Annotated in this window: 11 protein-coding genes; 8 read left to right on the top strand and 3 right to left on the bottom strand. The window is 63.9% G+C overall.

Going from position 1 to position 15,661, the window contains the following annotated elements; translation table 11 throughout:
* The first annotated feature begins 64 nt into the window (after positions 1–64).
* The gene (gene glnG, locus BC443_RS05420) at positions 65–1,474 is read left to right on the top strand and encodes a nitrogen regulation protein NR(I) (RefSeq protein WP_071230829.1); all 1,410 of its coding nucleotides are present in this window, start codon (positions 65–67) and stop codon (positions 1,472–1,474) included.
* 87 nt (positions 1,475–1,561) lie between these two features.
* Positions 1,562–3,304, top strand: coding sequence for an alpha-amylase family glycosyl hydrolase (locus BC443_RS05415; RefSeq protein WP_071230828.1), 1,743 nt, complete (start codon positions 1,562–1,564; stop codon positions 3,302–3,304).
* Positions 3,305–3,362: 58 nt separating this feature from the next.
* Here BC443_RS05415 and BC443_RS05410 read toward each other — a convergent pair whose 3' ends face one another.
* Complete coding sequence (locus BC443_RS05410; protein ID WP_071230827.1) at positions 3,363–4,475, bottom strand: cobalamin-independent methionine synthase II family protein; 1,113 nt, start codon at positions 4,473–4,475, stop codon at positions 3,363–3,365.
* Positions 4,476–4,830: 355 nt separating this feature from the next.
* Here BC443_RS05410 and BC443_RS05405 point away from each other — a divergent pair, with 355 nt between their 5' ends.
* The 5 genes from BC443_RS05405 (at position 4,831) to BC443_RS05385 (ending at position 12,537) form a co-directional block, all read left to right on the top strand.
* Positions 4,831–5,694, top strand: coding sequence for an oxaloacetate decarboxylase (locus BC443_RS05405; RefSeq protein ID WP_071230826.1), 864 nt, complete (start codon positions 4,831–4,833; stop codon positions 5,692–5,694).
* A 254-nt stretch (positions 5,695–5,948) separates the two neighbouring features.
* Positions 5,949–7,283: a deoxyguanosinetriphosphate triphosphohydrolase gene (locus BC443_RS05400; protein WP_071230825.1), complete on the top strand. Its 1,335-nt coding sequence runs from the start codon at positions 5,949–5,951 to the stop codon at positions 7,281–7,283.
* Between the two features lie 787 nt (positions 7,284–8,070).
* Entirely contained in the window at positions 8,071–10,134 is a 2,064-nt protein-coding gene (gene betT, locus BC443_RS05395; protein WP_071230824.1) for a choline BCCT transporter BetT, read from the top strand.
* Between the two features lie 149 nt (positions 10,135–10,283).
* Positions 10,284–11,909: a sodium:solute symporter gene (locus tag BC443_RS05390; protein ID WP_071230823.1), complete on the top strand. Its 1,626-nt coding sequence runs from the start codon at positions 10,284–10,286 to the stop codon at positions 11,907–11,909.
* Entirely contained in the window at positions 11,902–12,537 is a 636-nt protein-coding gene (locus BC443_RS05385) for a hypothetical protein (RefSeq protein ID WP_071230822.1), read from the top strand. Before BC443_RS05390 ends, BC443_RS05385 begins: the two co-directional genes overlap by 8 nt.
* Here the strand turns inward: BC443_RS05385 and BC443_RS05380 are convergent.
* Entirely contained in the window at positions 12,534–13,514 is a 981-nt protein-coding gene (locus BC443_RS05380; RefSeq protein ID WP_071230821.1) for a sugar kinase, read from the bottom strand. The two genes, BC443_RS05385 and BC443_RS05380, sit on opposite strands and share 4 nt — an antisense overlap.
* Before the next feature lie 125 nt (positions 13,515–13,639).
* Positions 13,640–14,563 carry a nuclease-related domain-containing protein gene (locus tag BC443_RS05375; protein ID WP_071230820.1) on the bottom strand — a complete coding sequence of 308 codons (924 nt, stop codon included), beginning with the start codon at positions 14,561–14,563 and terminating at the stop codon, positions 13,640–13,642.
* A gap of 221 nt (positions 14,564–14,784) precedes the next feature.
* On the opposite strand from BC443_RS05375, the gene BC443_RS05370 reads away from it, so the two are divergent.
* Entirely contained in the window at positions 14,785–15,645 is an 861-nt protein-coding gene (locus BC443_RS05370; RefSeq protein ID WP_071231149.1) for an NAD-dependent protein deacetylase, read from the top strand.
* Positions 15,646–15,661 lie beyond the last annotated feature (16 nt).

Below are 15,661 nucleotides of genomic sequence, written 5' to 3'. Positions count from 1 at the left end.
CCGAAGTTATCGAGAGTACCGAAGTCGCTGAGAGCGCGATTCACCGTTCTGCTGGAGAACTGCCATGACTGAAGTCGCTCGTATCGCGATCGTCGATGACGATCGTGCGATTCGCTGGGTTCTGGAAAGGGCACTGGCACAGCCGGACCTGGAAGTGCAATCCTTCGAGCGGGCCGATGCCGCGCTCGAGTCGATCGAACGCAACCCGCCGGACGTGCTGCTGACCGACATTCGCATGCCGGGGCTCGACGGGCTCGATCTGATGGCAAAAGTCCGCCAGATGCATCCCGACCTTCCCGTGATCGTGATGACGGCGCACTCCGACCTGGACAGCGCCGTGGCGTCCTATCAGGGCGGCGCGTTCGAATACCTGCCCAAGCCGTTCGATGTCGACGATGCGCTGGCGCTGGTTCGGCGCGGGGTGGCGCACGCCCGCGAGCGGCGTTCTCCCGCGGCGATGCCGGAGGGTCTGTCCGCCGAGATCATCGGTGAAGCGCCGGCGATGCAGGAGGTGTTCCGGGCGATCGGCCGGCTGTCGCAGTCGCACATCACGGTGCTGATCAATGGCGAATCGGGCACCGGCAAGGAGCGCGTCGCCCAGGCGTTGCACCAGCACAGCCCGCGTAGCGGGCACCCGTTCATCGCGCTCAACATGGCCGCGATCCCCAAGGATCTGATGGAATCCGAGCTGTTCGGCCACGAAAAGGGCGCGTTTACCGGCGCTGCCGCCCAGCGTCGCGGGCGTTTCGAGCAGGCCGATGGCGGCACGCTGTTCCTGGACGAGATCGGCGACATGCCCGCCGATACCCAGACGCGCCTGCTGCGCGTGCTGGCGGATGGCGAATTCTACCGGGTCGGCGGGCACGTGCCGGTCAAGGTGGATGTGCGGATCATTGCCGCGACGCACCAGAACCTGGAAAAGCTGGTGACGGAAGGGCGCTTCCGTGAGGATCTGTTCCACCGGCTCAACGTGATTCGCGTTCATCTGCCCCGGCTGTCGGAGCGCCGCGAGGACATTCCGCGCCTGGCCCAGCACTTTCTCGCCGAGGCCGCCAAGGAACTCTCCGCCGAGTCCAAGGTGCTGACCAAGGAGGCCGAGACGCATTTGACACGCCTACCCTGGCCCGGCAACGTTCGACAGCTGGAAAACACCTGTCGCTGGCTTACCGTGATGGCGTCCGGTCGCGAGGTGCTGGTCGACGATCTGCCGCCGGAGCTGCGCGAACTCGAAGGCAACGAGACGCCGAGCGGCGACTGGCGCAACGCGTTCCGCGAGTGGGCCGATCGAGCATTGGCCTCGGGGCATACGCACCTGCTCGAAGAGGCGGTGCCGGATTTCGAGCGCATCCTGATCGAGACCGCCCTGAAGCACACCGGCGGACGCAAGGGCGAGGCTGCCGAACTGCTGGGCTGGGGGCGCAACACGCTGACGCGCAAGGTCAAGGTGCTGTTGCCGGCACTGGCCGACGAATAGCCCGGTGGGCATCGGGCATGGCCGGGGGTTGTAGCAAGGCCGCAGCCGGCACGGCCGTGATCAAACGACATCAATGTGGGAAGTCCCATGTTCGACTCGACCCAATGGTGGCGTGGCAGCGTCATCTACCAGATCTATCCACGAAGCTTCATGGATGCGCGCGGCGACGGCATCGGCGATCTTCCCGGTATCACCGCCAAGCTGGACTACGTGGCCGAACTGGGCGTCGATGCGATCTGGATTTCACCGTTCTTTCCGTCGCCGATGAAGGATTTCGGCTACGACGTGACCGACTATCGCGGCGTCGACCCGATGTTCGGCGCCTTTCACGATTTCCAGATGCTGCTCGAGCGCGCCCACGGTCTGGGGCTGAAAGTGATCATCGACCTGGTGCTGAGCCATACCTCCGATCAGCACCACTGGTTTCTGCAGAGCCGAAGTTCCCGCGACAATCAGCGCGCCGACTGGTACGTCTGGGCCGATCCCAAGCCCGACGGCACGGCGCCGAACAACTGGCTGTCGTTCTTCAGCGGCAGCGCCTGGACCTTCGATAGCCGGCGACGCCAGTACTACCTGCACAATTTCCTGTCCTGCCAGCCGGATCTCAACTTCCACAACCCGGCGGTGCGCAAGGAGCAGCTCGACAACGCCCGTTTCTGGCTCGATCTCGGCGTCGACGGCTTCCGGCTGGATACCTCGAACTTCTACTTCCACAGCCTGGGGCTGCAGGACAATCCGGCGCTGGGCAGCGGTGAGCTGAAGACCCCTAGCGTGCCGGCATCGAACCCCTATTCGATGCAACGCCATCAATTCGACATCAGCCAGCCGGAGAACATCGGTTTCCTGAACGAACTGCGCGCGCTGATGGACGAGTATCCCGGCACCATGACGGTGGGGGAGATCTCCGACGACCGGCCGCTGGAACGCATGGTCGAGTACACCATCGGTAATGACCGGCTGCACATGGCGTATACCTTCGATCTGTTCGATGCCGAATTCAGCGCCCAGCGACTGCGCGACATCATCGAGCATTTCCAGTATTACGCGGGCGATGCCTGGCCCTGCTGGGCGCTCTCCAACCATGACGTCATGCGCGTCGTGTCGCGCTGGACCGAGCACGAGAACCTGGAACAGCACGGGCCGCTGGTGGCCAAGGTCGCGACGGTCATGCTCTGCTCGCTCTACGGCAGCATCTGTCTCTATCAGGGCGAGGAACTGGGATTACCGGAAGCGGACGTGCCCTACGAGCGGCTGGTCGACCCGTATGGGCTGGCGCTGTGGCCGGATTACAAGGGGCGTGACGGCTGCCGCACACCGATGCCGTGGACGAGCGGCGAATACGGTGGCTTCACGTCGGTGGAGCCGTGGTTGCCGGTGGATGGACATCATCGCCAACTGTCGGTCGAGAAGCAGCACACCGATGCGGAAAGCACCCTGAACGTGACGCGTCAGTTCCTGCGTTGGCGCAAGTCTCAATCGGCGATGGTCGACGGCACGCTGATCCTGAGCGACTTCGACGACGAGCTGCTGGGCTGGCTGCGGGTCTCTCACGACCAGGCGATCCTGGCGGTCTTCAATCTCACCGATGAATCGCGTTCCACCAGTCTGCCGGCCGGTGCCGGCGAGATCGTCTATCAGGCCGGGTTCACGGCGCACCTGGGCGAGGACGGGCTGACGCTACCGCCCTTTCAGGCAGCGTTCGTACATATCGACCGGGAGAGCATCGATCCCAGGGCGCTGATCGAGCAGGAGCCCGATCCCGAGCGGAAGGGCTTCCTCAGCCGTCTGCTGGGGTCGCTCATCCGCCACGACGAAAGCGAGCCCCGCTAGCCGGCGGCCCTGCCGGGGAGACGCCATGTTTCCCCGGCAGGGCCGATCTTCCGGGCTTTCAGCCCTGGCCCCAGTAGGCGTTGGCGATCTCCAGCGTCAGCCGGATCTTTTCCCACTGCGCCTGCTCGGCAAGGTTATTGCCTTCTTCGGTGGAGGCGAAGCCGCATTGCGGGCTCAGGCAGAGCTGCCGCTTGTCGACGAACTGCGTGGCCTCGTCGAGACGCGCCCGGACGGCCTGCGGATCCTCGAGTTCGCCCACCTTGGTGGTGATCAGGCCGAGCACCGCCTGTTGGTGGCCTTCCGGAATGAAGCGCAGCGGATCGAAGCTGCCGGCACGGTCGCTGTCGTATTCGAGGAACCAGGCATCCACGCCGACCTTGCCGAACAGCGTCTCCGCCACCGGCTCGTAGCCACCTTCGCTGATCCAGGTGGAGCGGAAGTTGCCGCGGCAGACATGGAGCGAGATGTAGAGGTCGTCCGGCTTGTCGGCCAGGGCGTGATTGAGCATCTCGGCGTAGATCGCCTGCAACTGGTCGGGGTCGTCGCCGCGGTCCCGCGCGGCCTGCAGCTCCTTCTCGGAGCAGAGGTAAGCCCAGACGGTGTCGTCGAGCTGCAGGTAGCGGCAGCCGGCGTCGTAGAATGCGCGGATGGCATCGCGATAGGCATCGGCAGTGTCGGCGAAGAAGGCATCCAGGCTGGGGTAGACGCCGCTGTCGATCTTTTTGCGACCGCCACGGAAGTGCAGCACGCTGGGGCTTGGGATCGTCATCTTGGGCATGACGTTGGCGACGCCGGCCAGATAGCGGAAATGATCCAGCATCGGGTGTTCGGGATTGAATCCGACCTTGCCGTCGACGCGGATCTGCTTGGCACTCGTCTGCACGCCCTGGAACTGGATGCCCTGATCGCCCTGGTATCCCGTGACGCCGTCGAGCTGCTCGAGGAAATCGAAATGCCACCAGGCCCGGCGGAATTCGCCGTCGGTCACCACCTGAAGACCGGCAGCTTCCTGCTGTTCGACCACGCGACGAATTTCGTCATCCTCGATCTTTTGAAGTACCGAGGCATCGATGGCGCCGCGCTGAAACTGGAGGCGGGCTTCCTTCAATGCAGCCGGACGCAGAAAGCTGCCGACGATATCGGCTCGGAATGGGGGATGCGTTTGCGACATGGGATTTCCTTTCGAGAGACGCCGACCCGATGGTGGCACGTGGATCAAATATCGATACTGAGGCCGCTAATGATGCGGGTTGGAGGGAATTTCGGCCAATGAAGCGCGCTCACGATCATCATGCATGACATTCATCGATCGTCAGGCGGCGCCCGGTACCAGCGTCGTTTCTCAAACTTTAGTGGTAGGATTGTCGGTCCGCGCCGATGCCTTCATCGCGGTTTCATCGGCTATCGGCGGGCGCCCGAGTGTGCCAAGGGCGAAAGCATCGCCTTCATGAAAACCATGTTTCCCGGGTGAAAGAAAGGTCCCCAGGGAAGCAAAGCCCGCAAGGGTGATGAGATAGGAGTGTTTCGTGACAACCCCCTCGCAACACGATTTGCGTAACGCGTTCCGCAAGCTGCTGGCCAGCGACGCGTGCTACTACACGGCGTCGGTCTTCGATCCGATGTCGGCTCGTATCGCCGCCGATCTCGATTTCGAAGTCGGCATTCTCGGGGGCTCGGTCGCCTCGCTGCAGGTACTGGCAGCACCGGACTTCGCCTTGATCACGCTGAGCGAGTTCGTCGAGCAGGCGACCCGCATCGGCCGCGTGGCCCGCCTGCCGGTGATCGCCGATGCCGATCACGGCTACGGCAATGCGCTCAACGTGATGCGCACGATCACCGAGCTCGAGCGGGCCGGCGTGGCGGCGTTGACCATCGAGGACACGCTGCTGCCGGCGCAGTACGGCCACAAGTCGACCGATCTGATTCCGGTCGAAGAGGGCGTCGGCAAGATGCGTGCGGCACTCGAGGCGCGTATCGATCCCGCCATGTCGATCATCGCGCGCACCCATGCCGGCCAGCTCGACGACGATGCCGCCATTGCGCGCATTCGTGCCTACCAGGCCGCCGGTGTCGATGCCATCTGTCTGGTCGGCGTGCGGGATTTCGAGCATCTGGAAAAGCTCGCCGCACCGCTGACGGTGCCCTTGATGCTGGTCACCTACGACAACCCGGCGCTGCGCGACCGCGAACGGTTGGCGAGGCTCGGTGTACGTATCGTCGTCAACGGCCACGCGGCCTACTTCGCGGCGATCAAGGCGACCTACGACTGCCTGCGCGAGCAACGCAACATCGCCACCAACGATCTGGATGCCTCGCAGCTGTCGACGCGTTATTCGACACTCGATGAGTATAGGATCTGGGCGCGCGAGTACATGGACGTCAAAGAATAACGAGCTACGAGCTACGAGCTACGAGCTACGAGCTACGAGCTACGAGCTACGAGCTACGAGCTACGAGCCAAGAGCCAAGAGCCAAGAGCAGGGATGATGGGCCGCAAGCCGGGCGTGGATGCTTTTCTTTCCGCGACCCGGGCGGCATCCTAGTCGGTTCGAAGCCCGAAGCCCGAAGCCCGAAGCCCGAAGCCCGAAGCCCGAAGCCCGAAGCCCGAAGCCCGAAGCTGCCTTTACTGTCAACGGAGACCAAGATGACCACCATGCAATGGGAGCGCCTGCTCGATCCCGTCCGTCTGCACGATGCCCGGACTTCGCGTGGTGAAATCGGTCGTAGCCCTTTCCACAAGGACTACGATCGTATCGTCTTCTCCGGCTCCTTCCGCCGGCTCGGGCGCAAGACCCAGGTTCACCCGCTGACCGACAACGATCATATCCACACCCGGTTGACGCATTCGATCGAGGTGGGCTGCGTCGGCCGCAGCCTGGGGATGATCGTCGGCGAGCAGCTGCGCGACAGCCTGCCGGGCTGGGTGACCCCCGCTGATCTCGGCGTGATCGTCCAGGCGGCCTGCCTGGGGCACGATATCGGCAATCCGCCGTTCGGCCACGCCGGCGAGTACGCGATACGAGACTGGTTCAAATGGGCCGAGCTGCAGGGCAGTGGCCTGCTGGAAGGGCTCGACGACGCGCAGCGCCGCGACCTGCTGACCTACGAGGGTAACGCCCAGGGTTTCCGGGTCGTGACCCAGATCGAGTACAACCAGTTTCGGGGCGGCATGCGGCTCTCCGCCGCGACGCTGGGCACCCTGCTCAAGTATCCGTGGACGGTCGAGCACGGTGGTCAGATGGGCAAGTTCGGTTGCTACCAGTCCGAGAAGCAGCTACTGGTCGAGGTGGCCGAGCGTCTGGGGCTGAAGGCGGTCGACGAGTCGAAGTGGTGCCGGCATCCGCTGGCCTACCTGGTCGAGGCCGCGGACGATATCTGCTATGCGCTGCTCGATCTGGAGGATGGTCTGGAAATGGGCATCCTGCGCTACGAGGAAGTGGCGCAGGTGCTGCTGCAGATCGCCGGCGAGCCGCCGGCCGGCTACGAGCAGATGGCCGCCGATGGCGTCTCCCAGCGTCGGCGTATCGCGGCGCTGCGGGGGGCGGCGATGGAGCGGGCGGTCAACGAGGTCGGGGATGTCTTCGTCCAGCACGAAAGGGCGCTGCTCAATGGCACGCTGAACGATGATCTGCTCGAGCTGTGCCACCCGGACCTGACCTGGGGCGTCTCCTCGGCCAAGCAGTTGGCTCGCGAGCGCATCTTCCAGAACGAGCGCAAGGCCAAGCTCGAGATTGGCGCCTACACCACGCTCGGCATTCTGCTCGAGGCATTCATCGGGGCGGCCCACGAGCTGCATCACACCGGCCATTCATCCTTCAAGCATCAGCGTGTGCTGGCGCTGATCGGCGAGAATACGCCGAAGCCGAACTGGCCCCTTTACGACAGTTACCGCCGGATGCTCGATTTCATTGGTGGCATGACCGACCACTATGCCGTCGAGCTCGCTCAGGAAATGGGTGGGCGCCTCAAGGCCGAGTAAGTCCGCGTTCTCTTTTCATCTCTCTTTCAACTCCTTTTCCCTTCCCTTTCCCTTCCCTTTCCCTTCCCTTTTGCTTCCCTTTTGGTTCCCGCTGCGACGTCGGATCCGTATCCGGCGTCGTCGCTTTCGGTGCTCTGGCCCTCGCGGCTGCTCGAGAGTCTGACGGTGTGGCTGTTGAAAGTTGATTCATAACGCCGTATTTTAATTGAACGATCAATCAATAAAAATCACGTCATCGGTAGCGTCGTCGATACCGAATGGCGCCGACGCCAGTATGCGTCGAAACCGCGTACCAACCTGCCGAGCCTTCGAGAGTTCGATGTGAAGCGCTTTGTCACGAAGGGCTTTGACACGAAGGGCTTTGACACGAAGCGCTTTGACACGGAGCGCTCGACGGCAAGAGCCGATGAGGCAAAGCGCTGGGAATTCGAGCGGTGAAATAGCACTCGCATTTGTGCCGCAATGGATCATAGTTCAAGCATTGGCTCGGCCCGATACCGGGCGATTACAGGAGCATCGGCAGTGGTAGCGATTCCCTGGTCAGGTGGTTGCAGGACAAGGCAAGAGGCCGGGGAGAGTGGATCGGGTCGGCGACTTTCGTTGAAGACAGCGATGGATTCGACGACCGAATCGATCTGACTCGATCCGAGGTCGCAAGGCCTCGCGGCGGTAACACGGAAACGAGTGAAGGGCCATTATCGCGCAGCGACCCCCGCAGGCCGGTACGGGCTTCCGGGGCGCCCTGACCTCTCGTCAACGCAAACTATCTGAACATGATGGGAGCCGCATGAGTACAAGCCCCGATAATAATTCCACGACCGAGGACAGGCTGAATCCAGTCGTCTTCTATGGGTCGGTCATTGGTATCGTCCTCTTCTCGCTATGGGCGATGGTCGCTACCGAACAGGCCAGCGGCATCATCAATGCGCTGCTGGGTTGGATCTCCAACACTTTCGGCTGGTATTACTTTCTGACGGTCGTCATCTATCTGGCGTTCGTGCTGTTCGTGGGGGTGTCCCGCTTCGGCAGGATTCGCCTCGGGCCCGAGCATTCGCGACCCGATTTCAACATCTTCTCCTGGTCGGCAATGCTGTTCTCCGCCGGTATCGGGATCGGGGTCATCTTCTTCGCCCTGGCGGAGCCGCTGACCCAGTTCTACAACGCGCCCAATGCCCCCGATGACCAGATCGCGGCCGCGCGCCACGCGATGCAGCTGACCTTCCTGCACTGGGGGCTTTCAGGGTGGGGCATCTATACCCTGGTGGGGATGTCGCTGGCCTTCTTCAGCTATCGCCACAACCTCCCGCTGACCATCAGTAGCGCCCTCTATCCCATTTTCGGCAAGAAGATCTACGGCCCCGTTGGCCACGTGGTGGATATCGCCGCCGTGCTGGGAACCGTGTTCGGCATCGCCGCCAGTCTCGGGATCGGTGTCATCCAGCTCAACTACGGTCTGAACTTCATGTTCGGTATCGCGGAGAGCGCCTGGACGCAGACGATCCTGGTCCTGCTGATCGTGCTGTTCGCCACCATTTCGGCGGTGACGGGTGTCGAGAAGGGGATCCGTCGGCTTTCCGAGTTCAATGTCCTGCTGGCCATCGCGCTGTTGCTGTTCGTGCTGTTCGCCGGCAAGACGGTGTTCCTGCTCAACGCGCTGGTGATGAACGTCGGCGACTATCTGTCCAACTTCATCTCGATGTCGTTCGACACCTACGCCTTCGACCGCCCGACGGAGTGGCTGAACGGCTGGACCCTGTTCTTCTGGGCCTGGTGGATCGCCTGGGGCCCGTTCGTCGGCCTGTTCCTGGCGCGCATCTCGCGTGGCCGCACGATTCGTACCTTCGTGGCCGGTACCCTGACGCTGCCGATCGCGTTCATGATGATCTGGATGTCGATCCTCGGTAACAGCGCCCTCGACATGGCGATGAACGGGGCGGCGGACTTCGGCCAGCAGGTCATGGAAACGCCGCCGGCGGGGATCTATCTGTTCCTGCAGGAATATCCGTTCCCGGTCATCACGACCGTTGCCGTGAGCATTCTGGCGATCGTGTTCTTCATCACCTCCGGCGACTCGGGTGCCCTGGTGCTGTCGAATTTCACCTCCAAGCTCAAGGACGTTAACAGCGACGCGCCCATCTGGATGCGTATCCTGTGGTCGGCCGTGATCGGGATTCTGACCCTGTCGCTATTGCTTGCCGGGGGGCTGTCGACGCTGCAGAGCGCGGTGGTCATCACCGGGCTGCCCTTCTCGATCGTGCTGTTCTTCATGATCGCCGGGCTCTACAAGGCACTGAAGGTCGAGGCATTCAAGGAAGACAGCCATCGCCTGAGCCTGTCCGGCTCGCTGTCGGGCCGAATGTCTACCGGTGGCCGCGATCGCCCTTACGACTGGAAGATGCGACTCAAGCGCGCCATGTCCTTCCCCAATCGCCAGCAGGCGCAGCAGTTCCTGGAATCGACCGGGCGCCCGGCGATGGAAGCGGTGCGTGAAGAGCTGTTGAAGCAGGGCGTTCAGGTCGACATCAGCGATGGCAACCAGAACGACGACGACTACCTGTCGCTCTACGTCGATCTCGGCAACGAGCAGAACTTTGCCTACCAGATCTGGACGCATCCGTTCTCCACGCCGTCCTTCGCCATGCGCACGCCGCGGAGCAGCAACCGTTACTACCGTCTGGAGGTGTATCTGCTGGAAGGGAGTCAGGGTTACGACCTGATGGGTTATACCCGTGAGCAGGTCATCGATGACATTCTCGACCAGTACGAGCGCCATCTGCAGTTCCTGCACCTCAACCGCATGGAGCCGGGCAGCATCAACATGCCCGACAGTCCCGAGCAGCCGCCAGGCTGAGATCGCTCCGTGTTGCACCGACTCCGACTCCGACCCCGGCCACCTGGCCGGGGTTTTTCGTTTCAGCAGTGCCGGCGAGCGGGTCCGGTCACACCGGAAACGACGTGCTACGCTGAATTTGTCGATAACAAAAAAGCGAGGACTCGGATGTGGGAGCCTTTACCTGGTGGGACACCGTCGTTCTGATCGTCTACGTGGTGGGGATCGCCTGGGTGGGCGCCCGCTTCGGCAAGGATCAGGAGAGCACGCAGGACTACTTCCTCGGTGGTCGCAAGATTCCCGGCTGGGCCATCGGACTGTCGGTCATGGCGACGCAGGCCAGTGCCATCACGTTCATCGGCGCGCCCGGCTGGGGTTTCGAAGGCGGGCTGGAGCGCCTGGCGACGTTCATCAACGTACCGCTGGCGATGGCGGTGCTGATCGTGATTCTGGTGCCGATCTTCCACCGCGCCGGGATCTACAGCATCTACGAGCTGCTCGAACGTCGTTTCGGGGCGCTGACGCGATCGCTGGCTGCGCTGCTGTTCCTGGTCGCCCGAGGCCTCGCCACCGGCGTCGTGCTTTACGCGCCGGCGCTGGTGCTGTCGGTCGTCACCGGCTGGGACGTCAATCTGACCATCGTGCTGATGGCGGTCATCGCGGTGAGCTATACCGTGCTGGGCGGTATCAGCGCGGTCATCTGGACCGACGTCATCCAGATGTTCGTGCTGTGGCTGGGGGCGATTCTTAGCATGGTGCTGATGGTCTCGAGCCTGCCCGGTGGCTGGAGCGACGTGTTCGCCTACGGCGCCGCCAACGGCATGTTCGATACCATCGATCTGTCGCTCGACCCCACCGTGACCTACTCGCTATGGGCCGGGTTGATCGGTGGCGTGGTCATGCACATCGCCTATTTCGGCACCGACCAGAGCCAGATCCAGCGGGTGCTGACCAGCCCGTCGATCGCCGAAGGGCAGCGCTCGCTGCTGATCGGCGGCTATCTGCTGGTGCCGCAGATGCTGCTGTTCCTGTTCATCGGCGTAATGCTGGCGGCCTACTACCAGCAGCATGGCCTGACCGCACCGGACAACCTCAACGAGCTGTTCCCGCGCTACGTGGTCAACGCTTTCCCTGTCGGAATTACCGGGCTGGTGATTGCCGGCGTTTTCGCGGCGGCGATGTCGAGCCTGGATTCCGCGCTCAATTCGCTCTCCGCGGTGACGGTGCGCGATTTCTATGCCCGCTACGTCAAGCCCGATGCCGACGAGAAGCACTATCTGAAGGCGTCGCGCTGGGCCACCATCTTCTGGGGGCTCTATGCCACGATGTTCGCGTTCTTCGCCGGTAATCTCGGGCCGGTCATCGAGGCCGTCAACCGCATCGGCTCATGGTTCTACGGGGCGCTGCTGGGCACTTTCCTGCTGGCCGTGCTCAGCCATCGCAGCAACGGGCGCGGGGCGGTCGCCGGTATCGTCCTCGGGATGGCGGCGGTGTGGGCCGTCTCGCAGACAGACGTCTCCTGGCTCTACCAGAACTTCGTCGGGCTGATCGTGTCGGTGGTCGTCGGCTATGTCGTGAGTTTGACCGCGCCGGCGCCCTCGGTGGCTCAGCTGTCGGATGTGGTGATCGACGAAACCGCGCCGGACATGCAGGCGATGCTCAAGGGCCGCCATGACGGTGCCGTCGAGATCGGCCGTGATGCCCGCCTGACGCGGCGCCGCTGCATCGGGTTGGTGGTGTGGTTCTTCGTCTCGCTGATCGTGCTGGGGCTGTTGCAGGGCTGGGCCAATGGCTGAGCGAAAGGCCGTGCCGCCGGAACCGCTGGTGCGTCTGCCCCGGCGCGTGAACGCTACCGACGCCGAACCCAGGCTGCGCCGCTTTGGCGCCGAGCGGTTCGAACCGGCGTGGCTGTCGCTGTGGGCCGTGGCGATCGGCCGCGAGGCGGCAACGCCGCTGGCCTGGCTCCTGGCCGCCGAGAACCTGCCCCGGGCGTTGTTGGTGGCGGGGGAGCTGGACCTGCAGCCGGCAGAGGACGATGACGCCCTTGCGCTTGGCGGCGGCCAGCGGCCGACGGTTGCGCAGTTCGAGCGCTGGTGGCTCTGGGAGCGGCTGGCCCGGCCACGCCGCTGGTCGCTGCGTGTACAGCCGTCGACGATGCGCGCCGTCGAGCTGCCTTTGTGGCTGGGTTATTCCCAAGGGCGGCCGGGCTATTCGCAAGGGCGACAGGGCTATTCGCAAGGGCAACAGAGCTATCGGCAGCGCCGCCAGACGCGGCTCATCGTTCTCAGCGGGCTCTCGGGCGAAGCGCTGGGAGCGCTCAAGCCCGCGGTGCTGGCGGGGCTTCGCGATTGCCTGAACGCGAAGCCGTACGCCACGAATCATACGAGCCGGCAGGTTCGCGACGACGACCCCGTGCCGGGTTAGATCGCCTCGCCGCTGCGCTCCATGGCGACCAGCTGCTCCCGGCTGGGCAGGCCTTCCATGTCGCCGATGACCTGCACCTGGCGGGCGCCGATCAGGTTGCCGCGATGCAGCGCGGCCCGCCAGTCCAGCCCATCCAGATAGGCGCTGACGATGCCCACCGCGAAGCCGTCGCCGGCGCCGACGGTATCGATGACCTGCTTGACGGGCGAGCCCTCGACGGTGCCTTCGCTGTCGGCGGTGCGGAAGTAGCTGCCTTCCGGGCCCAGCTTGATGACCACGACCTTGGCGCCCCGGTCGAGATAGTCTCCGGCGATGTCGTAGGCCGTGTCGCGGCCGGTCAGCAGGCGCCCTTCGCTGAGCCCTGGCATGACGATGTCGGCCTCGGCGGCCAGCGCGTTGAGCGTTTCGATCATGACCTTTTCGCAGGGCCACAGGCTGGGCCGCAGGTTGGGATCGAACGAGATCGACAGGCCGGCGCTGCGCGCCCGGCGCAACAGATGAAACGACAGCTCTCGCGCCGACTCGGAGATGGCCGGCGGGATCCCGGTGGCGTGAAGGTGGCGCGCGGATTCCAGCGCCACGCCTTCGCTGTCGGCGACGTTGAGGTAGCTGGCCGCGCTGCCCCGGCGAACGTACTCGACGTGAGGGTCGGCACCGTCGACGGCGCGCTCCTTGAAGACCAGGCCGGTGGCGTGGGTGTCATCGCGCTGCACATGGCGGCAGTCCAGCCCTTCAGTCTCCAGCGCCCGCTGCAGGAAGGTGCCGTTGTGATCCGCGCCGACGCGACTGAGCCAGCGCACATCGAAGCCCAGTCGTGACAGCCCGATCGCCACGTTGGTATCGGCACCGGCCGTGCGGCGGTGGAATCGCGTGACCTGGTCCAGCGGGCCGTCGTCGTCGGCGACGAACAGGGCCATGGCTTCACCGAAGGTCAGCACATCGTAGCGAGAATCGTGGCGGGAATCGGAACGGGGCATGGCGTCTCCTGGCTTGTGGAAAAGTTTTTGGGCCTCTTTGAGAGGTCGTTTTGAAGCTTTTGTTTGAAGCCCTCGTTTGAAGCGCTCTCTGGAAAAAGCCTGGGAAAAGTCCGAGGCGGAGACTTTCAGGCTCCGTCAGTTGGCCGGCGCTTGCTCTCGAAGCGCCGATAGCGGGCATTCAGGGTATCCACCAGATGCTGGCGCTGGGCGTCGTCGATGACTTCGACCTGGGCGGTGCCGAGCTGGGTGGCGAGATCGACGCCGTCGACCACACGAATGTCGCGGCTGTCGCCGAGATGCTCGGTTTCGTCATCGATGATCCAGCCCGGAAGCACGAGGATGCCTCTCACCGGCACGCTCAATTTGGCGTGGCGCGACAGCCACTGGCGCAGCCAGACCGTCGACAGCTGAACCTTGCGCAGGATCTGACGTTCGCTCCAGCCGCGGAAGCGCAGGCGTTCGTTCTCTACCGATACGGTGTTGATGGGGTGACCCTCGAGATCGAGCGGAAAGTCGCGGGCCACGGTCTGGATCACGAACACGCCCTGGGGCGTTACCAGCACGTTGTCGATACTGTAGCTGTCGGCGGGAAAATCATGAAAGACGAAGTAGGGCTTGGCCAGCGGCCGGATCAGATGATCCAGTGCCTGGCCGACCGCCAGCTCGCAGGCCAGACTGCGCGTCAGGCGACGGAGACGCTGCACGTCGCGCAGGATCAGAAAGCAGAACAGCATGGCCAGCAGCGTGCTGACGACGCCATACAGCGACCATTCCAGCCAGCTCTGTCTTTCGGCGAACAGCATGCGGCCCATGCCGTAAACCAGTGGCATCAAGGTGAGCGTCGGCGCCAGCGTGGCATCGAGGAAGAACGTCATACGGGCTTTCTCGAGACGGTCGCGATGGGCCTGGGCGATCTCGCGAATGGGCTTGCCGTCATGCGGAGAGCGAAGGCCGACGGTCTGCACGTCGCGCAGAGTGATCGCCACCAGGGCGGCGGCGCCCAGGGGAGCGAGGAAGATCAGCGGCAGCACGTACTCCAACCAGGCCATGAGCGGGTGTCCTTGCGGCGTGGGCGGGAAGAGGCCCCATTCTAGCCGAGGTCGAGCATCGTCTGCGATGTCGATGGATTCGCCGGTCGAACCGTGGCGATGCCCGGCGGCTCATCACGACGGCATGATGCGGGGGCCGGTGCGACATGATCGGCCATCCGGCATGCTACGGTGAATACTGCAAGCGGGTCGATGAGAAACGTCTTTCGATGGAAAACATCATGTTCGAAGATACCAGCCAGGACGTCGAGGCGCTGGCCGAGTTTGTCTCGCGCCATCGACGGCTGTTCGTGCTCACGGGGGCCGGGGTGAGTACCGATTGCGGCATTCCCGACTATCGCGATGCGCGCGGCGACTGGAAGCGGCCGCCGCCGGTCAGTCATCAGGCTTTCATGGGCAGTCACGGCGTGCGGCAACGCTACTGGGCCCGCAGCCTGGTCGGCTTCCGGGCGCTGGCGGCCGCCCATCCGGGCAAGGCGCACGCGGCATTGACCGCGCTGGAGCGTCAGTCGCGAATCACTTCGCTGGTGACCCAGAACGTCGATGGCCTGCATCAACGCGCCGGCGCCCGCCGCGTCATCGACCTGCACGGTCAGGCCGATGTGGTGAAGTGCATGAACTGTGACGCGACCCTGATGCGTCATGCATTGCACGACGAACTGGCACGACGCAATCCCGAGTGGCTGTCATTGAGCGCCGAGGTGGGGCCGGACGGCGACGCCGATCTCGACGGTTACGACTTCTCGACGTTCGACGTGCCGAGCTGCCATCGCTGCCGCGTCGGCGTCTTCAAGCCGGATGTGGTGTTCTTCGGCGACAACGTGCCCAGGGCCCGTGTCGAACAGGCTTTCCAGGCGCTGGAGGAGGCTTCGGGGATGCTGGTGGTCGGCTCGTCGCTGATGGTCTATTCGGGGTTTCGCTTCGCCCGTCAGGCAGCCAAGCTCGGCAAGCCGATCGCCTGCGTCAATCTCGGCAAGACGCGCGCGGACGCGCTGTTCGATCTCAAGGTCACCGCACCGATCGGCCCGACCCTGACGGCACTGATCGACGCGCTGGAGCCGCTGCAACGCCTGGCGCGCTGAAGCGACAGAACCCGGC

This window comes from Salinicola sp. MIT1003 (genome assembly GCF_001858555.1).
Lineage (GTDB): Bacteria > Pseudomonadota > Gammaproteobacteria > Pseudomonadales > Halomonadaceae > Salinicola > Salinicola salarius.
This window is presented reverse-complemented; position numbering and strand designations above follow the sequence as displayed.